19 protein-coding genes are annotated in these 21,128 nt (G+C 70.8%); 5 read left to right on the top strand and 14 right to left on the bottom strand.

Annotated elements, in window-relative coordinates:
• Nucleotides 1–59: 59 nt before the first annotated feature.
• A complete protein-coding gene (locus AB0I43_RS37110; RefSeq protein ID WP_356979112.1) occupies nucleotides 60–515 on the bottom strand; it encodes a nitroreductase family deazaflavin-dependent oxidoreductase in 456 nt (151 codons plus the stop codon).
• A gap of 413 nt (nucleotides 516–928) precedes the next feature.
• Here AB0I43_RS37110 and AB0I43_RS37105 point away from each other — a divergent pair, with 413 nt between their 5' ends.
• Complete coding sequence (locus AB0I43_RS37105; RefSeq protein ID WP_356978973.1) at nucleotides 929–1,852, top strand: LysR family transcriptional regulator; 924 nt, start codon at nucleotides 929–931, stop codon at nucleotides 1,850–1,852.
• On the opposite strand, the gene AB0I43_RS37100 is transcribed toward AB0I43_RS37105, so the two are convergent.
• The 6 genes from AB0I43_RS37100 to AB0I43_RS37075 all read right to left on the bottom strand — a co-directional run bounded on the left by AB0I43_RS37100 (nucleotide 1,849) and on the right by AB0I43_RS37075 (nucleotide 8,356).
• Nucleotides 1,849–2,259, bottom strand: a complete 411-nt coding sequence (locus tag AB0I43_RS37100; protein ID WP_356978971.1) for a VOC family protein — start codon at nucleotides 2,257–2,259, stop codon at nucleotides 1,849–1,851. The genes AB0I43_RS37105 and AB0I43_RS37100 overlap by 4 nt on opposite strands.
• Before the next feature lie 20 nt (nucleotides 2,260–2,279).
• Entirely contained in the window at nucleotides 2,280–2,714 is a 435-nt protein-coding gene (locus AB0I43_RS37095; protein ID WP_356978970.1) for a helix-turn-helix transcriptional regulator, read from the bottom strand.
• 32 nt (nucleotides 2,715–2,746) lie between these two features.
• The gene (locus AB0I43_RS37090; RefSeq protein WP_356978968.1) at nucleotides 2,747–4,207 is read right to left on the bottom strand and encodes an MFS transporter; all 1,461 of its coding nucleotides are present in this window, start codon (nucleotides 4,205–4,207) and stop codon (nucleotides 2,747–2,749) included.
• A 144-nt stretch (nucleotides 4,208–4,351) separates the two neighbouring features.
• On the bottom strand, nucleotides 4,352–5,611 hold the full coding sequence (gene cobA, locus AB0I43_RS37085) for a uroporphyrinogen-III C-methyltransferase (protein WP_356978967.1): 1,260 nt from the start codon (nucleotides 5,609–5,611) through the stop codon (nucleotides 4,352–4,354).
• Nucleotides 5,612–5,673: 62 nt separating this feature from the next.
• The gene (locus tag AB0I43_RS37080) at nucleotides 5,674–6,942 is read right to left on the bottom strand and encodes a DoxX family protein (protein ID WP_356978965.1); all 1,269 of its coding nucleotides are present in this window, start codon (nucleotides 6,940–6,942) and stop codon (nucleotides 5,674–5,676) included.
• 58 nt (nucleotides 6,943–7,000) lie between these two features.
• Nucleotides 7,001–8,356, bottom strand: coding sequence for a DoxX family protein (locus AB0I43_RS37075; protein ID WP_356978963.1), 1,356 nt, complete (start codon nucleotides 8,354–8,356; stop codon nucleotides 7,001–7,003).
• Between the two features lie 360 nt (nucleotides 8,357–8,716).
• Here AB0I43_RS37075 and AB0I43_RS37070 point away from each other — a divergent pair, with 360 nt between their 5' ends.
• Both AB0I43_RS37070 and AB0I43_RS37065 read left to right on the top strand, forming a co-directional pair.
• A complete protein-coding gene (locus tag AB0I43_RS37070; protein ID WP_356978961.1) occupies nucleotides 8,717–9,847 on the top strand; it encodes a phosphotransferase family protein in 1,131 nt (376 codons plus the stop codon).
• Nucleotides 9,848–9,855: 8 nt separating this feature from the next.
• Nucleotides 9,856–10,977 (top strand): hypothetical protein, encoded by a 1,122-nt coding sequence (locus AB0I43_RS37065; RefSeq protein ID WP_356978960.1) that lies wholly within the window; start codon nucleotides 9,856–9,858, stop codon nucleotides 10,975–10,977.
• A 52-nt stretch (nucleotides 10,978–11,029) separates the two neighbouring features.
• Here the strand turns inward: AB0I43_RS37065 and AB0I43_RS37060 are convergent, their stop codons facing one another.
• From AB0I43_RS37060 to AB0I43_RS37045, 4 genes are read right to left on the bottom strand one after another with little or no spacing between them, the layout of a single operon-like run.
• Nucleotides 11,030–11,398, bottom strand: coding sequence for a cobalamin biosynthesis protein (locus AB0I43_RS37060; protein ID WP_356978958.1), 369 nt, complete (start codon nucleotides 11,396–11,398; stop codon nucleotides 11,030–11,032).
• A gap of 12 nt (nucleotides 11,399–11,410) precedes the next feature.
• A complete protein-coding gene (locus AB0I43_RS37055; protein WP_357433552.1) occupies nucleotides 11,411–12,850 on the bottom strand; it encodes a cobyrinate a,c-diamide synthase in 1,440 nt (479 codons plus the stop codon).
• Nucleotides 12,844–13,458, bottom strand: coding sequence for a cob(I)yrinic acid a,c-diamide adenosyltransferase (cobO, locus tag AB0I43_RS37050; RefSeq protein WP_356978954.1), 615 nt, complete (start codon nucleotides 13,456–13,458; stop codon nucleotides 12,844–12,846). The genes AB0I43_RS37055 and cobO overlap by 7 nt, the downstream gene beginning before the upstream one ends.
• A gap of 48 nt (nucleotides 13,459–13,506) precedes the next feature.
• Nucleotides 13,507–15,669 (bottom strand): VWA domain-containing protein, encoded by a 2,163-nt coding sequence (locus tag AB0I43_RS37045; protein WP_357433566.1) that lies wholly within the window; start codon nucleotides 15,667–15,669, stop codon nucleotides 13,507–13,509.
• A gap of 145 nt (nucleotides 15,670–15,814) precedes the next feature.
• Between AB0I43_RS37045 and AB0I43_RS37040 the strand changes: the two genes are divergently transcribed.
• Nucleotides 15,815–16,756, top strand: a complete 942-nt coding sequence (locus tag AB0I43_RS37040) for an alpha/beta hydrolase (protein WP_357433550.1) — start codon at nucleotides 15,815–15,817, stop codon at nucleotides 16,754–16,756.
• Nucleotides 16,757–16,767: 11 nt separating this feature from the next.
• Here the strand turns inward: AB0I43_RS37040 and AB0I43_RS37035 are convergent, their stop codons facing one another.
• A complete protein-coding gene (locus tag AB0I43_RS37035) occupies nucleotides 16,768–17,217 on the bottom strand; it encodes a GNAT family N-acetyltransferase (RefSeq protein WP_356978950.1) in 450 nt (149 codons plus the stop codon).
• A 74-nt stretch (nucleotides 17,218–17,291) separates the two neighbouring features.
• Nucleotides 17,292–18,794 carry a malate dehydrogenase (quinone) gene (gene mqo, locus AB0I43_RS37030; protein WP_357433548.1) on the bottom strand — a complete coding sequence of 501 codons (1,503 nt, stop codon included), beginning with the start codon at nucleotides 18,792–18,794 and terminating at the stop codon, nucleotides 17,292–17,294.
• Between the two features lie 216 nt (nucleotides 18,795–19,010).
• On the opposite strand from mqo, the gene AB0I43_RS37025 reads away from it, so the two are divergent.
• Complete coding sequence (locus tag AB0I43_RS37025) at nucleotides 19,011–20,060, top strand: alpha/beta hydrolase (RefSeq protein WP_357433547.1); 1,050 nt, start codon at nucleotides 19,011–19,013, stop codon at nucleotides 20,058–20,060.
• Here the strand turns inward: AB0I43_RS37025 and AB0I43_RS37020 are convergent.
• Nucleotides 20,051–21,094 (bottom strand): hypothetical protein, encoded by a 1,044-nt coding sequence (locus tag AB0I43_RS37020; protein WP_357433545.1) that lies wholly within the window; start codon nucleotides 21,092–21,094, stop codon nucleotides 20,051–20,053. The genes AB0I43_RS37025 and AB0I43_RS37020 overlap by 10 nt on opposite strands.
• Nucleotides 21,095–21,128 lie beyond the last annotated feature (34 nt).

Here is a 21,128-nt window from a genome sequence, read left to right as displayed (position 1 = left end):
GTGGCTTATCGATCTTGCCTGATCAGGACCGGCGGACCCGGGCGGGACGCCCGGTTCGCTCAGCGTGCGGTCAGGCGGACGAGGGGATACACGCGGTCGGACTTGCTCTGGTACTTGGCGATCCGGGGCTGGGCGGCGGCGATGCGCTCCCAGACCCGCTCCCGCTCGGCGCCCTCGAGCTGCTGGGGCGTGACGGCGAACGGCGCGCCGCCGGGCAGCTCGATCGTCACCCGGCCGGGATCGGCCATCAGGTTGGCGTGCCAATCCGGGTTCTGGCTACCGCCGCCCGAGCCGACCAGCACCCAGCTGTTCTCCCCGTCGGGGAACCAGGCCAGCGGCGTCTGGCGCGGCTGACCGCTGCGCCGGCCGACGGTGTTGAGGATGAGCACGTCCATGCCCATGAAGGTGCCGTGCCCGCCGCGGATCTTGCGGTTCATCCGGCCGTTCATCTTCTGCTGCATCCACCGCGAGAAGGCGCCGGGGGTGCCGGGCTTGCGCTGCTGGGTGGTCGTCATGGCATTCTCCGATGTTTCGATGAGCACATCGCCGTCGAGGACGGTGTGTCCGGTGGTCAGCGCCGAGTTCGGCGCGAAGTCGAGGGTTTCGGCCGCGATGCCGCGCGCCTCGGCCGATTCCCAGCGCCAGATATCGAGGTAGGACCCGTCTTCCTGGCGGATCAGGGTGGCGGTGGTGAAGGCCGGATGCGCCGACCGCAGGCCGCCGATCAGGCGCGTGCGCTGCTCGAGCACCTGCGCCAGCTTCCCGGTCACCACGGTGTACCGGTGCGTCCGTACCACTGCCATGAACCCCGACCTCTCGCTGCGCTGTTCCTTACGACTCTCAGTTTTCCGTTCTGACCAGGGGCGAACAATGAGCGATCAGGAAACGGCGGTTGCGCCGGGGGTTAACGATCGCCGACGATGACGGGGTGGAACTGCGCGATATCGAAATCTTCCTGACGCTGGCCGAAGAGCTGCACTTCGGCCGGACGGCGGAGCGATTGCACATCTCCACGCCCCGGGTGAGCCAGACGATCGCCAAGCAGGAGCGGCGGATCGGGGCGCCGCTGTTCGAACGCACCAGCCGCAAGGTCACCCTGACCCCGCTCGGCGAGCAGCTGCGCGACGACCTGCAAGCCGGTTACCGGCGCATTCTCGACGGTGTCGAGTCCGCCGCCAGCGCCGCGCGGGGCGGCCCGGAAACCCTCACCCTGGGCGTGCTCGGCCCGATGTGGCAGGACCTGGCCCCGATCACCGCGTTGTTCCGGACCCGCTGGCCCGAGGTCGGGCTGCGCATGCGCGAAGTGCGCATCGATGATCCGTTCGCGCTGATCCGCGGCGGCGAGGTCGACGTGGCGCTGGTCGCGCTCCCGGTGCTGGAACCCGATCTGGTGGCCGGGCCGGCGGCGTTCACCGAGCCGATCGTGCTGGTCGTCCGGCAGGGGCACGCCCTGGCGGGCCGGGCCTCGGTGTCGCTGGCCGAGATCGCCGAGTACGAGGTGCTGCCGTCCGGACTGCCGTTGCCCGAGTACTGGGAGCAGTCGTTCTCCCCGCTCCCGGCGCGGCAAACCGACGCGCCGCCCCCAACGCGCGAGGAGATCCTCTTCGCCGTGTCCACCGGAGACGCGGTCGCCTTCGCCTGCGGGCAGGGCATCAAGTACTACGACCGCGGCGAGGCGGTGTACCTGCCCATCGACGAAACGCCCACGCTCAGCTGGGGTCTCGTGCACCGCGCCGGTGCGCTGACGCGCTGGGCCGGGGAGTTCGCCCGGATCGCGGCCGAACTCGGGCCGATCGAGCTGGAGCTCGATCTCGATCAGCCCACGCTGCGCCGGCTGCGCTCGGTCAGCTAGTCGGCCTGCTTGATCCGGATCATGTTGCCCGAGGGGTCGCGGAACGCGCAGTCGCGCACCCCGTAATCCTGATCGGTCGGCTCCTGCACCACCTCCGCACCCGCCGCGCGCAGCTTCTCGTAGACCGCGTCGAGATCCTTGGTGCCCAGGTTGATGCTGGCGAAGGTGCCCTTGGCCATCATCTCCCCGATCACGCGGTGCTCCTCGGGCGTGATGCCCGGGTCGCCCGTCGGCGGGTAGAGGACCAGCCCGATCTCGGGCTGCCCGGGCGGGCCGACGGTCAGCCAGCGCAGGCCGTTGTAACCGACATCGTTGCGCAGTTCGAAGCCCAGGACATCGCGGTAGAAGGCCACGGCGGCGTCGGGGTCGGTCTGCGGCAGGTAGCTCTGATAAATGGCGATTTCCATGATGATCAGGCTAATTGCGGCTAGGTAGCCTGCGCTTCTTTATTCCTGATCGGTCGGGTCACCTTCTTGGCCACGCACGGGGGCATGCCCTCGGTGGCGTGGGCCTGCTGCTCGCGGTAGGCGCTGGGCGGCATGCCGACGAGTTCGGTGAACCGGGTGCTGAAGGTACCCAGCGAGGAGCAGCCCACCTCGAAGCAGACCTCGGTGACGCTCAGATCGCCGCGGCGCAGCAGCGTCATCGCGCGCTCGATGCGGCGGGTCATCAGATAGGAGTAGGGCGATTCGCCGTAGGCGGCCTTGAATTGGCGGCTCAGATGCCCGGCCGAGATGTGCGCGTCCCGGGCGAGGGCTTCCACATCCAGGGGCCGGGCGTACTCGCGGTCGATCCGGTCGCGGACCCGGCGCAGCCGCGCGAGGTCGTCGAGACGCTCCTGCGGGGTGGGCTTGTTGGTCACTCTCGCGATCTTCCCATGTGGCGGCCGGGTTGTCAGGCCTGCTGGGCTTCTTCCTGGGCGTGCTGGGCCTGCGCGACCTGGGCCGCGGTGTAGCGGATGGCCAGCGCGATCAGCAGGGTGAGCAGCACGCCGACGCCGCAGAGGAACAGCGCCAGGGTGTAGCCACTGCTGAGGGCGTCGAGCTGGGAGGTGTTCATGGCGCTGGGCTTGATGGTGTCGCTGCCGCCCAGGGCCAGCGTGCGCGAGACCACGACCGGGCCGAGGAAACCCAGCGCCAGCGCGGGCCCGAACGCCAGCAGCATCTGGCCGACGGCACTCAGCGGGCCGATCTCGGTGACCTCCACGCCCACGATCAGGCACAGCGGCACGATGACCAGCACGATGCCCACGCCGGTGCCGATCACCAGGAACAGGGTGAGCAGCGTGGGCAGGTTGGCGGTGCGGTCCAGGGTGGAGCCGAACAGCAGCGCCACGGCCGCCAGGCCCGCGCCGGCGCCGATCAGATATCTGGGCGCCACGCGCATGGCCAGCTTGGAGGTCAGCGCGCCGCCGACGCCCATGCCGATGGTGAACGGGATGAAGATCAGGCCGGACTGTAAAGCGCTGTAGCCCAGCACGTTCTGCACGTACTGCGCGCCGAAGACCGAGATGCCGCCCATCACGCCGCTGGCCAGCAGCACCGCCAGGAAGGTCGCGACCCGGTCCTGGCTGCTGAACAGCGACCACGGCAGCAGCGGATTGTCCACATTGCGCTCCGCCAGGACGAACGTGATCAGCAGGACGCCGCCGGCCGCCAGCGAGCCGATGATCACCGGATGCCCCCAGCCCAGCGCGGGCCCCTCCATGCCGCCGAACACCAGGGCCGAGACGCCGAACGTCGCCAGCACCGCGCCGCGCACGTCGAGCGAGAGCCGGTGGTGCTCGGTGTCGCGCAGGCAGCGCAGCGCGCCCACGAAGACGAGCAGGCCGATCGGCACATTGATCAGGAAGATGCCGCGCCACCAGACATCGGCCAGCGCGCCGCCGACCACCAGGCCGCCGACCGAGCCGACGCCGACCATCGCGCCGAAGATGGCGATGGCCTGATTGCGCGCCTTACCGGGCGCGAAGGTGGTGGCGACCAGGGCCAGCGCGGTGGGCGAGGCGAAGGCCGCGCCGACGCCCTGCAGCGCCCGCATGCCGATCAGCATGCCGCCGTTGATCGCCAGGCCGCACAGCAGCGAGGAAAAGGTGAACAGGCCGACGCCGAGCAGGAACATCTTCTTGCGGCCGAACGCGTCGCCGACCCGGCCGCCCAGCAGCATCAGCCCGGCGTAGGTGAGCGCGTAGGAGGTGATCACCCAGTTGGCGCTGGAAGCCGACATCCCGAAATCCGCTTGCAGCCGCGGGACCACCAGGATCATGACCGTGCCGTCGAGCACGCTCATCAGCTGCATCCCACTGAGAACGAGAATGGCGAGCCCGAAAGCCCGCTGCGTCACTGGATACTGCATCGGCGCAGCGGGATTCTGGAGCACAGGAAGCCACTGTAATGGACCGGCGCGCAACCACCAGCCCCCAGCCGAGCCCCACCGGGCCCGGGCGGAACGCCGTCCCGGCCCCATATCGGCCCCGACCAGCGCGGGGCCGGACGGGCCTCAGGCCCGGTCGGCGGAGAATCCCGCGGTGGGCCCGATGACCACGATCGCCGGCGGGCGGATGCCTTCGTCGCGGACGCGGGCGGCGACGGTGGCCAGATCGGCGCGCAGCACGCGCTGGGTGCGCAGGGTGCCCTCCTGGATGACGGTGGCCGGGGTGTCGGCGGGGCGGCCGCCGTCGAGCAGGGCCTGGGCGAACTGTTCGATCCGCTCGACGGCCATCATCAGAACCAGGGTGCCGCGCAGCCGGGCCAGCGCGGGCCAGTCGACCAGGGAATCCGGGTGATCGGGCGCGACATGGCCGCTGACGACCACGAACTCGTGCGTGACGCCGCGGTGCGTGACCGGGATACCGGCGGCGGCGGGCACCGAGATCGGGCTGGTGATGCCGGGAACCACGGTGACCGGGATACCGGCTTCGACGCAGGCTTCCACCTCTTCGAAACCGCGACCGAAGACGTAGGGGTCGCCGCCCTTGAGGCGAACCACGAACTTGCCCGCCTTCGCGCCCTCGACCAGGGCCAGGTTGATCGCCTCCTGGGCCATCGCCCGGCCGTAGGGGATCTTGGCCGCGTCGATCACCTCGACGTCGGGACCGAGCTCGGCCAGCAGTTCCGGGGGCGCGAGCCGATCGGCGACGACGAGTTCGGCGCGGGCGAGCAGGCGGCGGCCGCGCACGGTGATCAGATCCGGGTCGCCGGGACCGCCGCCGACGAGGGCGACGCCGGGCACCACCGGAGCCGAATCATCGGTCACCACACCGGATTGCAGCGCCTCCAGCAGCGCGTTGCGCACCGCGGCCGAACGCCGGTGCTCGCCGCCGGCCAGCACGCCGAGGGAGAGGCCGTCGTAGCGGGCGGTCGCGGGGGTGACGGCGGTGCCGAGGCGGGCGGTGTCGGCGCGCACGCAGAAGACGCGCCGGCGCGTGGCCTCGGCGACGATCGCGGCGTTGGTGTCCGGCTCGTCGGTGCACGCGATGGCGTACCAGGCGCCGTCCAGATCGCCGTCGGCGTAGTCGCGCAGGGTCAGGGTGAGCTGGCCGGAGGTGGCCATGCCCTCGACGGCTGGGGTGGCCGCGCGACTGATGACGTGCACGTCCGCCCCCGAGGCGATCAGCAGCCCGAGCCGGCGCTGCGCCACCGTGCCGCCCCCGACGACCACCACGCGGCGCCCGTTCAGATCCAGGCCCACCAGGTAGTTCGGGTCCCCGGCCGGGGCGCTTTCGACGTGCTCATCGGTGTTTGCTGACGTGTTCGACACAAGGTTCGAGCCTACGGGACCGCTGCTCGGCCCCCGCACGGGCCGCGCGGTCTGTTCCGCGGTCACGGGTCACGGGGCAGGGTTTCCTGAACCCAGTGGAAACCCGGGCGGCGGACCCGGAAGTCGGCCAGGTCGCGGCGAACCAGGGTGATCGAGAGCTGGTGACGGTGCCGGTCGCCGTGCAGGATCAGATGATCGGGGTCGGGGCGCCGGTAGGTGAGGGCGGTGTCCGCGAGGGTGAGCACGCCACGGGTCTCGTCCAGCGCGCCCGGGACGAAGTCGCCGTTCATGCGCTGGTACGCCGGGCCGGGGAGGTCGACCACGAGGCGCTGCCAGCGGATCTCGTCGGTGGTCAGCGGCGGCAGCGCACGGCCGTCGAGGCTGAATTCGGTGACGTCCCAGATGCCGTACAGCGCGGGTTTCGGTGCGCCGTAACCCCATTCGTGCCAGCTCTGCCAGGCGTCGCGGACACAGGTGACCCCGGCCAGCAGACCGAACAGCACCGGCAGGACCGTGGCGAGCCGCCGGGCGGGCACCGGCGGCGGCAGCAGCGGCGCGGCAGGGCGGTGCAGCACCAGCACCGCGATCAGCCCGCGCGCCTGCGGGGCGAGCACCACCCAGCTCAGCAGCAGCAGATGGAACGAGAACAGTTTCACCGGCACGTCGTAGGCCAGGTTCAGCACGAACACCTGGGTCAGGCAGACCAGCGCCAGCAGCGCGCCCAGCGTCGCGGTGCGCGTCGTCAGCAGCAGCACCGCGGCCAGCACCTCGGCCGCGCCGAGCAGCATCTGATAGCCGGGCGCGATGCCGATCTGGTTCCACAGCACCTCCATCCGGGTGAAGTCGCCGAACGGCTCCAGCAGGGTGGTCAGCGGTGGCGAGGGCATCTGGTTCGGCACCAGTTTCGCGATCCCGTACCAGAGCAGCTGGGTGCCCAGGGCGATCCGCGCCGCGAGCACGAACCATGCGCCCAGCCGGGCGTATTCGGTGCGCCGGGCCAGCGCGGTCCAGACCAGGGTCGCCGCCCCGGCCACCACCAGCAGGCAGCCGACCAGCACCCAGATGTAGGCCTGATCCCCGCTTTCGCTCAGCCGCAGGCGCACCGGCACCCCGAAGACGTGCCGGCCCACCCAGGCCGGTCCCGCCGTCAGCCAGGGCCGCTGCCACAGCACCGACTCCTCGGAGAGGAACCCGGTGACGAATCCGGTGTACAGGAACAGGATCTGGGTGAATACCACACCGAACAGCAGGAAGTAGCAGAAGCAGAACCGGAAGCCGACCCGGGCCGCCCACGGCCAGGCGGTCGCTCCGGGCTCTCCCACAGCACCCACGCGACCACCTCACCACTTCCGCCGAACTCCGCGCGGCAAACCTATCCGGGCGGGCCGCTCAGTTCAGCGCGGGGACGTCCTGCACCCAGTGGAACCCGGGTCCGCGCAGCCGGAACTCGCCGGGATCCTGCTTGCGCAGCGTCACCGTCACCGGATGTCCCTGGATCTCACCGCGCAGGATCAGCTGGCCGGCGGCGGGCTCCTCGAAGGCGAGCCGGGCGACGGGTGCGGCGGACTCCGGCGGCCCGGTCAGGGTGACGGTGCGCGCGGCGGCGTCCACCTCGCCCAGGCCCGGCACCAGCGTGCCGTCCATCCGCTGATAGGTGAGGAAGCCCTTGTCGACGACCAGGCGCTGCCAGCGGTGCTCGTCGGTGGTCAGCGGCGGCAGCGGTTGACCGTCGCGGCTGAACTCGGTCACCGCCCAGATCCCGTAGAGCGCGGGTTCCGGTGCGCCGTAACCCCATTCGTTCCAGGACCGGTAGGCGTCGTGCACGCAGGCGCTGGTCACCCACAGTCCGAGCAGCACCTGCACCACGACGGCCACCCGTTCGGCGCGCCGCCCGCGGAACAGCGGGCGCTGCGTCGCCGGATCGGTGGTGCGTTGCAGCACAAGGAAATCCATGATCCGCCGGAGCTGCGGCGCGAGCACGATCAGCGACATCAGCACCAGGTGGAACGACAGGATCTTCACCGGCACGTCGTAGGTCATGTTCAGCAGGAACACCTGCAGCATGCTGATCAGGCCGATCATCCCGCCCAGCGTCGCGGTGCGGGGCAGGAACAGCAGCAGCCCGGCCACCACCTCCGCCGCGCCCAGCAGGATCTGGTACGCCGGGGACACCCCGACCTGATTCCACAGCACATCGATCTTGGTGAGATTGCCGTAGGGCTGCAACAGCATGGTCAGCGACGGATACGGCATCTGATTGGGCACCAGCTTCGCCCAGCCGTACCAGAGCAGCTGCCCGCCCACGCACAGCCGGATCCCGGTCACGAACCAGACGCTGAGCACGCGATAGTCGCCGCGCCGCCGATCCAGCAGGGTCCAGATCGCCGTGATCGCCGCCGCCAGCGCCAGCATCATGGCGATCAGCACCCAGATCACCAGCTGGTCGCCGCTGCCGCTGTCGTGCAGCACCGCGTCCACGCCGAAGACGTGCTCGCCGACCCAGCTCGCCAGGGGCGCGAGCTGCTGCATCTGCCACTGAACGGCGTCGTCGGGCAGCAGCGCGGCCCCGGCCAGCCCCGTGAAGACGTACAGGATCTGCGCGAAGATCAGGCAGAACAACGTGAAATAGGCGAAACAGAAGCGAAAGCCGAGGCGGGCCAGCGGATGCCACGGGGGCCGTGGTTCCGGCGGCTGCCGGATCACACTGTCATCCCGCTCCACGACCTGCGCGCCGAGGACACTCACCCGAAGACCTCACTCTCACCGACAACAATCGACGCTCGAAAGCTATCGGCGGGCCCGTGCTCCGCGCCTCCAGGAAACCCCTGGTCTTCCCCTACTTCTTCCGGCTTACGTGCCACCCCTAGCACTCCGGGGTGAGAACACCACCCCGGCGACGGGTGCCAGCACCACCATCGCCGCGGCGCGCACCGGACAGGGCTGCAAGCGAACGTGGCCCGGCCGGAAATGTCAACCGCCGATTCCGTCCAGTGAGCGGGTGCGCCCGCGCAGTGGGCGGGTTCGGCGGCGCACCCCAATTGCCCTGCGCCGCTGCACTAAGCCGGTTACATTCGCGACCGGACGAACTGCTGCAGGAGGACGAATATGGCCGACGAGCCCGACCCCACCGAACGGATGCAACTCACCGTCAGTGGCCGTGATCTCGACACGCTCGCGGAGGATCTCTCGCGCTGGCTGGCCGGCCGGGTCTCGGCCGACGAGCCGCCGAAGATCTCGGGACTGTCGCGACCGGAAGGCGCGGGCATGTCGAGTACCTCGGTGTTCTTCGACGCGGAGTGGTCGAGCGGCGGTACACCCGCGGGCGGCTCGTTCGTGGCGCGATTGGCGCCGCAGGACAGCGATTTCCCGATCTTCGAGACCTACGACCTGGAACGGCAGTACCAGGTGATCGCCGGGGTCGCGGCGGCCTCCGACGTGCCGGTGCCGGTGCTGCGCTGGCTGGAGACCGACGAAAGCGTGCTGGGCGCGGCGTTTTTCGTGATGGAGAAGGCCGAGGGCCGGGTGGTTTCGGACAACCCGCCGTATGTCTTCCTCGGCTGGGTCTTCGAGGCCACCCCCGAGGAGCACGCGCGGTTGCTGGCGGGCACCGTCGAAGCGATCGCCAAGATCCACGACATCCCGGACCCGGCCGCGAAATTCCCGATGCTGGACGGCCCGGGCCCGGCATTGCGCCGCACTGTGGACTGGTATCGCGGCTGGTATCAGTGGGGCCTGGCCGACGACGGCTACGCCATCCCGATCATCGAGCGCGGCTTCGACTGGCTGGAGGCGCACTGGCCGGCCGATCCGGGCCCGGATGTGTTGTCCTGGGGCGATTCCCGGCCCGGCAACATCCTCTATCGCGGGTTCGATCCGGCCGCCGTGCTGGACTGGGAGATGGCCACGATCGGCCCGCGCGAACTGGACGTGGCGTGGCTGATCTTCCTGCACCGCTTCTTCCAGGATCTCGCGGTGCGCTTCGATCAGCCGGGCCTGCCGGGCTTCCTGCCGCGCGCCGAAGTCGTCGCGAAATACGAAGAGCTGACCGGCTATACGCTACGCGACCTGGATTTCTACATCGTCTTCTCCGCGCTCAAGCACGCCATCGTGATGGCCCGGGTCAAGCGCCGGATGATCCACTTCGGCGAGGACACCGATACTCCCGACCGCGACGACTACGTGATGCACCGGCCGAGCCTCGAGGCTCTGCTCGACGGAACCTACCAGTGGGATTGAGAACAACCATGGCCGAACGCATTCCGGGCGCCGCGCCCGCACCTCTGGACGAATTCCCGGTCCACCAGACCACCCTGAGCATGGCGCGGGTGGCCACCTCGGACCGGAACTTCTACGACCGCAGCTACTTCAACGCCCACGACCGCGACGGCGGCACGTTCCTGATCACCGGATTCGGCGTCTATCCGAACCTCGGCGTGACCGACGGCTATGTCTGCGTGGGGCGCGGGGACCGCCAGCGCTCGGTGCGCTTCTCCGACGCGCTCGGCGACCGCAGCCTGGACATGGCCGTCGGCGGCTACCGGATCGAGGTGGTCGAGCCGCTGAACAAGCTCCGGGTGATCTGCGAGCACGACGACATCGCCATGGACATGACCTGGGAGGGCGCGTTCCCCGTCGTGCAGGAGCAGCCGCACCTGATCATGCGCGGCGGCAAACCCATCATCGACGCCACCCGCTTCGCCCAGGTCGGCTCCTGGTCCGGCACGCTGGCGGTGGACGGCGAGGACATCGCCATCGATCCGGCCGTCTGGACGGGCACCCGGGACCGCTCCTGGGGCATTCGCCCCGTCGGCGATCCCGAACCGGCGGGCCGCGCGGGCGCCGAACCCGCCGAGGGGTTCTGGTGGCTCTACGTGCCGCTGCGCTTCGACGACTTCGCCGTCATCGTGATCGTGCAGGAGGAGCCGGACGGCACCCGCACCCTCAACGACGCCACCCGGGTGTGGCCGGACGGCCGGGTGGAACAGCTCGGCTGGCCGCGGATCTCGTTCGAATACCGCTCCGGCACCCGGATTCCGCTCTCGGTGCGCCTGGAGTGCACCACCCCCGACGGCAAACCCCTCGACATCGAGGTCACCGCGGGCACCGGGGTGCCGTTGCACATCGGCTGCGGCTACGGCGGCGACCCGGACTGGCTGCACGGCCAGTGGAAGGGCCGCGGCTGGGTCGACTCCCGGAGCTACGACCTCACCGATCCGGCCGTCGCCGGGCGCATCCCGTTCGGCGTCATCGACCACGTCGGCCACGCGCGCTGCGGTGGCGCCGAGGGCTGGGGCCTGTTCGAGCACGCGAGCATGGGCCGGCACGACCCCACCGGTTTCGCCGACTGGGGTTCGGTCGCACCGTGATCCGCTGATCGGCGGGTGCCCGCAGTCGACCGGGCACCCGCCGGTCGCCCGGTCAGATCGAGCCCGGGCGGTAGCGGGCCGCCGCGACGACGACGCCGCCGACCACGCGTTTGCGGAGCACGAGCGGTCCGCCGCCCGCGAGGACGGCGGCGGCCTCCGCGACGCTGGCCGTCCCGAGGGCTTCCCGGGTCCGCGCCGCCGGGCTGGGGACGCGCACCCGATCGAGTTCGGCGGCGGAATACGCATGCACCGCCACCCCCAATTCGGCGGCGACGATCAGCAATCCGGGCTCGCCCGCGCGCCGATCGATGGTCGCCAGCCCACGAATAATGTTGTTACCCAGCGCTTCTCGAATCGCACGCCGGATAGCGGCCGCGCTGACGCCCGGCCGCGCCCCGAGGCCGACGATCAGCTCGGCCATGCGGCCCGCCGCTCAGTGCGGGACACGGGCGCCTGCGAAGGCAGCGGCGGCGGCTACGAATCGGGCGGTGGCCGCGGGGTTTCCGGCCGGGTGGGTGTGCAGGTACGAGGCGTGCACGCGGTGGATCAGCGCCCCCTCGCGCACCCGCTCCCCCTGGGATCCGTGCCAACCCCACGCCGGGTCGGCGGTGGCACCCGAGATCAGGCGGGTGCGATGGAATTCGTGGCCGCGCACCCGTTCGCCCGCCCGCCACAGCGGTGAGTCGGCCAGGGCGACGGCGTCGCGGTAGCCGAGGGTCAGGCGCGGCCCGAATTCGGCCTCGGCGTCGACGACGCCCGCCATCGAGTGCCCGTCCAGTGCGCGGGTGAGATACAGCAGCCCGGCGCATTCGGCGTGGATCGGCAGCCCCGCCTCCGCCTGCTGAGCGACCGCGCGCAGCAGTGGGATGTTGGCGGCGAGGGCAGCGGCGTGCTCCTCCGGAAAGCCGCCCGGCAGCACCAGACCCGCCGCGCCCGTGGGCAATTCGTCGTGCAGCGGATCGAAGACCGCGACCTCCGCGCCGGCCGCGAGCAGGAGTTCGCGATGCTCGGCGTAGCCGAAGGTGAACGCGGGCCCGCCCGCCATCGCGAGCACCGGCGCGCCCCCGGCTGCCACGTCTTCCGCTCCGGCCCGGACGGGTGCGGTCGCGGAACCCGTTCCAGCGGCGCGCAACTCGTCGATCGGATCCCAGGCCGGGCCGCTGACCGTGGTGCGGGACAGTGCCGCGATGGCCGCCAGGTCGACGTGCGCCGCGATGAGATCGGTCATCGCGGCGACGGCGTTGGTGGCGGCGACGCCGTGCTCGACCGCCGGGATCAGGCCCAGATGCCGGGACGGGACTTCCAACTCGGCCATCCGCGGCAGCGAGCCGAGCACCGGAAGGCCGACGCGGGCGCAAGCCGCGCGCAGCACCTGGTCGTGGCGTTCGCTGCCGACGCGGTTGAGAATCACGCCGCCGAGCCGGATGCCGCTGTCGAAGGTCGCGAAACCGTGCAGCAGGGCGGCCAGGCTCTGGCTGTGGCCGCGGGCGTCCACCACCAGGATCACCGGTGCGCCGAGCAGGCTCGCGACCTGCGCGGTCGAGCCCTCCGCGACCGGGCCGGAATGATTTTCGTCGATGCGACCGTCGAACAGGCCCATCACGCCCTCGACGACCGCCAGATCGCAGTCCCGGCTGCCGTGCTGATACAGCGGCACCACCCGGTCCGCGCCGACCAGCACGGGATCCAGATTGCGTCCCGGACGTCCGGCGGCCAGACCGTGATAGCCGGGATCGATGTAGTCCGGGCCGACCTTGAACGGAGCCACCCGGTGCCCCGCGCGCCGCAGCGCACCGATCAAACCGGTGGCGAGGGTGGTCTTTCCGCTGCCCGAGGCGGGCGCGGCGATCACCACCGCGGGCACATTCACCATTCGATGCCGCGCTGGCCCTTGCGGCCCGCGTCCATCGGGTGCTTGAGCTTGGTCATCTCGGTGACGAGATCGGCGGCCTCGAGCAGCGCGGGCGGGGCGTCGCGGCCGGTGATGACGACATGCTGATTGCCCGGCCGGCGCACCAGGGTCTCGACGACCTCGTCGACATCCACCCAGCCCCACTTCAACGGGTAGGTGAACTCGTCGAGCACGTAGAACCGATGCTGCTCCGCCGCCAGCCGCCGCGCGATCTCCTGCCAGCCTGCCAGCGCCGCGGCTTGATGATCTTCCTCGGTGCCCTGCTTCCGGGTCCAGGACCAGCCCTCGCCCATCTTGTGCCACTCCACGGGCCCGCCCGCGCCGGTCTCGGCGTGCAGCGTCCCGAGCGTCCGGAACGCGGCCTCCTCCCCCACCTTCCACTTCGCGCTCTTCACGAACTGGAACACCGCGACGTCGAAGCCCTGATTCCAGGCCCGCAGCGCCATCCCGAACGCGGCCGTCGACTTCCCCTTGCCGGGCCCGGTATGCACCGCCAGCACCGGCTGATTACGCCGCTGCCGCGTCGTCAACCCATCGTCCGGAACCGTCTCCGGCACACCCTTAGGCATCGAAACTCCTTGCTGTCACACCACTCCGGCCACGCCGGCCAGGCGCGCTCACGCGGCCCTGGCGGACGATCGGCCGGAACCGGCGCGGACGACATCGGCCACGGCGTCGCCGGTGAGTTCGGCGAGGCGCAGGTATCCGCCGCGCAAAGTGTGGGCCAGGTCGGCCGCGAGACCGAGGCGGATCATGCCGCGTTCGCAGTCCACGACCATGGCCGTGACGGCGTCGCGGGCCAGCAGACCGGCGGCGGCGCGGGCGCGCGGCACCGGGTCTACGCCGCCGGTGGCGCGGCCGTCGGTGAGCAGGACCAGCATGGGGCGGCGGCGGGGGTCGCGCAGGCGTTCCCGGGCGATCACCTCGCGCGCCTTCAGCAGGCCCGAGGCGAGCGGAGTCTTGCCGCCGGTGCGCATACCGGCGAGGCGGCGCACGGCGATGTCGACCGAGGAGGTGGGCGGGAGCACGAGTTCGGCGTCCTGCCCGCGCACCGTGATGACGGCGACCTTGTCGCGGCGCTGGTAGGCGTCACGCAGCAGGGCGACGACCGCGCCGGTGACGGCGGAGAGCCGGTCCCGGGCGGCCATGGAGCCGGAGGCGTCGACCACGAAGACGATCAGGTTGCCTTCGCGCCCTTCGCGATACGCGCCGCGCAGATCCTCGGCCAGCAGTTCCAGCGACCCCGCGCTACGGCCGCGGCGGTGCTGGTGCGGCGCGGCGGCGAAGATCGTGCCGAGCAGGTGCAGTCCGCCGGTGGTCTCGGTGCTGGAGCGGACCACCCGTCCGCTGCGGGTCTGCGCGCGCGAGCGGCGGCCCGGAGCGCCCTCGCCGATGCCGGGTACCTCCCAGCGCGGAGTCGCGATTTTATTGGAAGCCGGTGTGCCGGTGCGGTTCTCGCGGGCGCCGAAATTCTCCGAACCGCCCGGGTCGCTACCGGCGGGCTGGGTGGTACCGCGCGGCGGCGGCGTGCCCTCGGGGCCCCCATCGGGTCCGTCATCCGGGCCATCAGGTCCGTGATCGGGGCCATCAGGTCCCTGATCGGGACCGTCGGGTCCACCGTCCGGGCCGCTCGGGCTACCGGCGGGGCCGACGTCGGTCGGGCCGGTATCCGGGCCACCGGAACCGCCGGGCCCGCCATCCGGTCCCTCCGGGCCGTCGTCCGGCCCTCCGTCCCCCTCCGGCCCGTTTCCCGCCTCGTCGTCGAGTTCGGTTCCCCCCGAACCGCTCTCGCGCTCCGCCTCCGCCCCGGCCTCGCGCATCGCCTCGTCCAGCTGCTCCTCGCTGATCCCCGGCTCGTCGAACGGATCCCGCCGACGACGATGCGGCAGCGCCAGTTCCGCCGCCACCCGCACATCCTGCTCGCTCACCCGGTCCGCCCCGCGCCAGGCGGCGTGCGCGGTCGCCGTCCGCGCGACCACGAGATCCGCGCGCATGCCGTCGACGTCGAAGGAGGCGCACAGCGCGGCGATCCGGCGCAATTCCACATTGTCGAGCAGCACGCGACCGACCAGGTCGCGGGCCGAGAGAATCTGTTCGGCCGTGGCCCGATCGGCGGCGGCGTAGCCGGCCGCGAACCCGTTCGGATCGGCTTCGTAATCGAGGCGCCTGCGCACCACCGCCATCCGCACGTCCACATCCCGCGAGGCGGCGACGTCGACGGTGAGTCCGAACCGGTCCAGCAGCTGCGGACGCAGCTCGCCCTCCTCCGGGTTCATCGTGCCGACCAGAACGAACCGCGCCGGATGCGAATGCGAGACGCCGTCGCGCTCGATGTGCACCCGCCCCATGGCGGCGGCGTCGAGCAGCACGTCGACCAGGTGGTCGTGCAGCAGGTTCACCTCATCGACGTAGAGCACGCCGTGGTGGGCGGCCGCCAGCAGACCCGGCCGGAACGCCTGCTCGCCGTCGCGCAACACCCGCTCCAGGTCCAGCGAACCGACGACCCGGTCCTCGGTCGCGCCGACCGGCAGCTCGACCAGCCGCGCGGGCCGCGCCCCGGTCTCGTCGACGACCGGCGGCAGCAACTGGGCCAGCGCCCGCACCACGGTCGATTTCGCGGTGCCCTTTTCCCCGCGCACCAGCACGCCGCCGATCCCGGGATGCACCGCGCAGAGAATCAGCGCCAGCTGCAACCGTTCCTGCCCGACCACGGCCGAGAACGGGAAACCCGCCTCACCGGTCTGCGGGTGGGACGACAGTGCGACTTCTGCATGGGACACCGACACGCCCCAACTGTATGCGCGCGCCACCGCCGCACCCGCACCACCCCGGGGGCCCAGGTGAATCAGGTCACGCGTCGTCACATAGGTGGCCGCTCGCTCGTCCTGGATAGGTAATCCATCCCGGCTTCGAACGGAGAGTGTCATGAAATCCAGGACCTGGTTCCGGCGCATCGGCCTCGCGCTGCTCGCCACCCTCGGTCTGCTGCTCGCGCTGGCGGTGCCGGTCGCCTACGCCTGGGAGGCGCCGGCCTCGGAGTATCGCTCGCAGTATCTGACGCGGGTCGAATCCCGGTTCGCCGAGACCGATCTGGCCCGCTTCCACTACACCGTGCAGGGCAGCGGTTCACCGGTGGTGTTGATGGCGGGCGGCGCGCTGTGGGGTTACTCCTGGCGCGACGTCGTGCCCGAGCTGGCCCGCGAGCACACGGTGTACGCGGTGGACCTGCCGAGCCAGGGCTACACCGAACTGCACCGCGAGGACTTCGCCTACGACCTGCCCGCCATGGCGGACGCCCTGGCCGCCTTCCTCGACGCGGTCGGCCTGGAGCGCACGGCGCTGGCCGGGCATTCCTGGGGCGGCGCGTGGAGCCTGTACTTCGCCGAACAGCACCCGGAGCGGGTGACGCGCCTGGCGCTGCTGGACGCGCCCGGCCTGGACGCCGAAAAAGCGCCCATCACACCGGTTTTCCGCACGCCGCTGCTCGGCGAACTGGCCACCAAGCTGACCGACCGGGCCTTCTTCGCCGACAGCGTCCGCGGCACCTTCGCGCACCGGGAGCTGGTCACCGAGGAGATGATCGACGAGGGCTACGCGCCGTTCTCCCGCCCCGCCAACCGCGACGGCTTCCTCGCCCTGTGGCGCAACCTGGACTATCGCCGGACCGATGCCGGGCTCGCCCGGGTGACCGCGCCGACCCTGGTGCTGTGGGGCGGCGCGGACTCCTGGCTGCCGCCCACCCAGGCCGGCCGCCTGGCCGCCCGCATCCCCGGCGCGACGGCGACCGTCCTGCCGGGCTGCGGCCACACCGTGCACGAGGACTGCCCGGCGGCGACGATCCCGCTGCTGCGCGATTTCCTGCGCTGAGCCGGGCGCGCTCAGCCCTTGCGCATCGGGACGTGCGGAATGCCGTCGTCGAGGAACTCCTCGCCGTCGACCTGGAAGCCGAGCCTGGTGTACATCTCCACCAGGTAGCTCTGGGCGTTGAGGCGGATCGGATCCGAACCCGCCTCGGCGACGGCGGCTTTGACCAGCCGGGCCGCGTAACCGTGCCCGCGCGCCGCCTTCTCGGTGCAGACCCGCCCGATGCGGAACGACTTCACCCCGTCGTTGTGCTCCTCGGACAGCCGCGCGGTGGCGACGACATCACCTTCGTCGTCGAGCCAGAAGTGCCGCGTCTCGGGCAGCAGGTCGAGACCGTCCAGCTCCGGGTAGGCGCACTTCTGCTCCACGACAAAGACTTCGACGCGAAGTTTCAACAGCTGGTAGAGGGTGGCGGTGTCGAGATCCTGGGCCCATGACCGCTTGAGAACAACCGTTGACATCATCGCATCTTGCTACCACGCGCGGACCGCCGGCGCGAGCGACTACACCGAATTCGCTCGCCCGGCGGGCCGGAAACTCACACCGCGGCGTGCTTGGCGGAGCTCAGGTTCAGCGTCTTGGAGGTCCAGTCCCAGACCTCGTCGAACAGCGAGGTGTTCTCCGAGAGCTTCACGCCCAGCGAGGGCACCATGTTCTGCAGCTTCGGCGTCCACTCCGCGTACTCGCGCGGGAAGCAGCGCTGCAGCACGTCGAGCATCGCGGTGACACAGGTCGAGGCGCCCGGCGAAGCGCCGAGCAGGCCCGCGATGGAACCGTCCTCGGCCGCGATGACGGCGGTGCCGAGTTCCAGCACGCCGCCCGCGCCCTTGCGGCGGATGATCTGCACCCGCTGGCCCGCGGTGATCAGCTCCCAATCCCGGCCCTCGGCGCGCGGGATGAACTCCTCCATCGTGTAGACCTTGCCGGACTGCGACTTCAGCAGCTCACTGACCAGGTACTTGACCAGCGACAGCTCGGTCAGGCCGACGCCGAGCATCGGCGCGAGGTTGCCCGGGCGGATCGACTTGAACAGGTCGGCGTTGGAGCCGTCCTTGAGGAACTTCGGCGTCCAGCCCGCGTAGGGACCGAACAGCAGGCCCGCCTCGCCGTTGATGACCCGAGTGTCCAAGTGCGGCACCGACATCGGCGGCGCGCCGACCGCGGCCTTGCCGTACACCTTGGCCTCGTGCTTGGCGATCAGCCCCGGGTTGGTGCAGCGCAGGAACTGGCCGCTGACCGGGAAACCGGCGAAGCCGCCGATCTCCTTGATGCCGGACTTCTGCAGCAGCGGCAGCGCGCCGCCGCCCGCGCCGACGAACACGAACTTGGCGTTGACGGTGCGCGCCTTGCCGGTCCGCAAGTTCTCGACCTTCACCAGCCAGCTGCCGTCGGCCTGCTTGGACAGGTTGCGCACCTCGTGGCCGAACGCGATGTCCGCGCCGGTGCTGCCCAGGTAGGCCAGCAATTCCTTGGTGAGCGAACCGAAGTCGATGTCGGTGCCCGCCTCGGTCCAGTTCAGCGCGACCGGATCGGAGAAGTCGCGGCCGCGCGCCATCAGCGGTAGTCGCCGCGTGAACTCCTCCGGGCTGTCGATGTACTCCATGCCCGCGAACAGCGGGTGACCGGCCAGCGCCTCGTAGCGCTTGCGCAGGTACTGCACGTCGTCCTGGCCGTGCACGAAGCTGACGTGCGGGATCGGGTTGATGAAACGCGACGGGTCGCCGAGGATGCCGTTCTCGACGCCGTAGGCCCAGAACTGCCGCGACACCTGGAAGCGCTCGTTGATGTCGATGGCCTTGGTGACGTCGACCGAGCCGTCCGCGGTCTGCGGGCTGTAGTTCAGCTCGCACAGCGCGGAGTGCCCGGTGCCGGCGTTGTTCCACGGGTCGCTGCTCTCGGCCGCGGCGGCGTCCAGGCGCTCGAACATCGAGATCGACCAGTCCGGCTGCAGCTGGCGCAGCAGCGCGCCGAGGGTGGCACTCATGATGCCGGCACCGATGAGGACAACATCGGTCTTTTCAGTCATGGCAGCGTTCGGCACGGTTGATCGACTTCCTTGTCACGTCTCGCAACCCACCGGTGAGGGCGGGCGCGTGGGCACGGGCGCTAGGTGAACAGAAGGTTACCCCTGAGTCACCTCCCCCGATTGTGCACCTCACCGCCCCGAATACCTGCAACGAACCTGACGAATGTGACATAGATAAAGTCGTACCCACCGACCTTCGATCCACGCCCCACCTGGCATAGATTGGGTCTCGTGACGGATAAATCCTCGGTCAGCGTGTCCGACATCACTTCCCAGGCCTGGCAGCCCGACGTGCTCGGCGCGGGCTACGAGCAGCGCACCCTGCCGCTCGGTCCGGACCCGGACGGCGAGGGCGAGGCGGTGGCGACGCTCATCCGCTACACCCCCGGCACCGGCGCACCCGCCACCGAAGCCACCGTGCTCTACGTGCACGGCTTCACCGACTATTTCTTCCAGCAGCACCTGGCCGAGCACTTCGCCCAGCGCGGGCACCGCTTCTACGCGCTGGATCTGCGCAAGTGCGGCCGCTCGCTGCGCGACGGGCAGACACCGCATTTCGTCACCGATCTGGCCCTCTACGACGCGGAGCTGAACGAGGCGCTGCGCATCGTGAAGGAGGAGACGGGCGCGCCGGTGCTGGTGGTCGCGCACTCCACCGGCGGGCTGATCACGCCGCTGTGGCTGCACCGGCTCAACAAGTCCACCGGCGTCACGGCGGCCGGCATCACCGGGCTGGTGCTCAACAGCCCGTGGTTCGACTTACAGGGCCCGTCCTACTACCGCACCGTCGGCACGCCGATCATCAAGGCGATCGGGCGCTTCCGCTCGATGGTCGAGCTGCCCGCCGCCAAGATCAGCAGCTACGGCGACAGCCTGCACAATTCCGTCGCGGGCGAGTGGGATTACAACCTGGACTGGAAGCCGCTGGCCGGTTTCCCGGTCCGCCTCGGCTGGCTGCGCGCGATCCGCACCGGGCACGCGCAGTTGCAGCGCGGGCTCGACGTCGGCGTGCCCTCGCTGATCCTGCGGTCCCGGCTGACGAAGTTCGCGCGCAAGTACGGGCCGGACGTCGACGTCGCCGACGCGGTGCTCGACGTGCGCCAGATCCAGCGCTGGGCGGGCTGCCTCGGCGACCGCACCAATATCGTGCCGATCGACGGCGCCCGCCACGACGTCTTCCTGTCCTCGGCCGAACCGCTGGCGCAGGCGTTCACCGAGCTCGACAACTGGCTGGACTGGCTGACGGAGTACCAGCGCAAGTCCGGCGGCGCTCAGGGGTAGAGCGCCGCGGCGGCGGCCGCCCACTGCTCGACGATGGCCCGGTTGCCGTACACGCTGAGGGTGCCGCGCACCGTGCCCGCGCCGCGCAGCGGCTCGCCCAGCGGGGTATCGGGCACATTGCCGTCGTAGTGCCCGTCCAGGGTGATATCGATGGAGCAGCGCTCGGGTGCGTCCGGTATCGCGATCCCCGAGCAGAACCTGGTCGCCGCGCGCCCGTTCAGCTCGACCGGCGGGTGGGTGGCGACCCTGTCGGTCCGCTCCACCTCGAAGCGGACGGACACGTACTCCTCGGCGTTGTCCGCGCCGCGCGCGTAGAACGTGCACTCGTAGGGTCCGGTCACCGATCCCAGGCGCAGGACCCTCCAGCCCGCGGGCGGGTGCGTGATCACGCCGCACGGGTCGTAGTCGCCGCCCGGCAGCGCCACGGCGGCGTAGCGGCGCAGCGGTAGCTTGTGCTCGCGCACCGCGGCGAGCACCCGCGCGGCGACGGTGGCGGCCGGGGCACAGCCGTCACCCTCGAAACCGGCGGTGACCACGCGGACGTAGTCGGTGAAGGTCTCGGCGGTGGGGTCGCCCGCCCCGGCGGCGGGCAGCGCGACCGGCACGACCAGCGCGCAGCCCGATTCCAGTGCGGTCGGCTGGCGCAACACGGTGCCGCCTGCCACCGGGAAATCCGCGGCGTCGACCGGTTTGCTCGCGCCCAGTTCGAGCGTCACGCCCGGCGCGCGGCGACTGTCGGTGTAGAGCAGCACCTTGCACCGCTCCGGGCCCCGCTCGGGCGCGACCTGCACCACGCGGCCGTAGGCGGCCAGCTCGGCGCGGCTGACGAAGCCGCAGGGTTCGAGGGTGCGCAGTACCGCGGCGGCGCGCACGTCGGCGGCCTCGCGGACGGTCAGTTTCAGACCGTAATCGGTGACGACGATCGGTGCCAGCGCCGCCGGTTCCGCGGCCGGGCTGCCCGCCACGACATCGGTGCAACCCGTCCCCAGCGCCATGGCCGCCACGAGCGCCGACGCGCCCCACCACCCCCGCATCGGTACCTCATCTCACGTCCGCGCGGTGCTCGCG

The sequence above is a fragment of the Nocardia sp. NPDC050435 genome, assembly GCF_040655395.1.
In the GTDB taxonomy this organism is placed as follows: Bacteria; Actinomycetota; Actinomycetes; order Mycobacteriales; family Mycobacteriaceae; genus Nocardia.
The sequence above is the reverse complement of the archived record's forward strand: the minus strand, read 5'-3'. Positions and strand labels throughout refer to the sequence as shown.

Excerpts from the sequence above, each read along its gene's own strand:
- AB0I43_RS37110 (WP_356979112.1), bottom strand. The coding sequence starts at position 515 with ATGACGACCACCCAGCAGCGCAAGCCCGGCACCCCCGGCGCCTTCTCG.
- AB0I43_RS37100 (WP_356978971.1), bottom strand. The coding sequence starts at position 2,259 with ATGGAAATCGCCATTTATCAGAGCTACCTGCCGCAGACCGACCCCGAC.
- AB0I43_RS37090 (WP_356978968.1), bottom strand. The coding sequence starts at position 4,207 with ATGCAGTATCCAGTGACGCAGCGGGCTTTCGGGCTCGCCATTCTCGTT.
- AB0I43_RS37070 (WP_356978961.1), top strand. The coding sequence starts at position 8,717 with ATGGCCGACGAGCCCGACCCCACCGAACGGATGCAACTCACCGTCAGT.
- AB0I43_RS37065 (WP_356978960.1), top strand. The coding sequence starts at position 9,856 with ATGGCCGAACGCATTCCGGGCGCCGCGCCCGCACCTCTGGACGAATTC.
- AB0I43_RS37060 (WP_356978958.1), bottom strand. The coding sequence starts at position 11,398 with ATGGCCGAGCTGATCGTCGGCCTCGGGGCGCGGCCGGGCGTCAGCGCG.
- AB0I43_RS37055 (WP_357433552.1), bottom strand. The coding sequence starts at position 12,850 with ATGGTGAATGTGCCCGCGGTGGTGATCGCCGCGCCCGCCTCGGGCAGC.
- cobO (WP_356978954.1), bottom strand. The coding sequence starts at position 13,458 with ATGCCTAAGGGTGTGCCGGAGACGGTTCCGGACGATGGGTTGACGACG.
- AB0I43_RS37040 (WP_357433550.1), top strand. The coding sequence starts at position 15,815 with ATGAAATCCAGGACCTGGTTCCGGCGCATCGGCCTCGCGCTGCTCGCC.
- AB0I43_RS37035 (WP_356978950.1), bottom strand. The coding sequence starts at position 17,217 with ATGATGTCAACGGTTGTTCTCAAGCGGTCATGGGCCCAGGATCTCGAC.
- AB0I43_RS37020 (WP_357433545.1), bottom strand. The coding sequence starts at position 21,094 with ATGCGGGGGTGGTGGGGCGCGTCGGCGCTCGTGGCGGCCATGGCGCTG.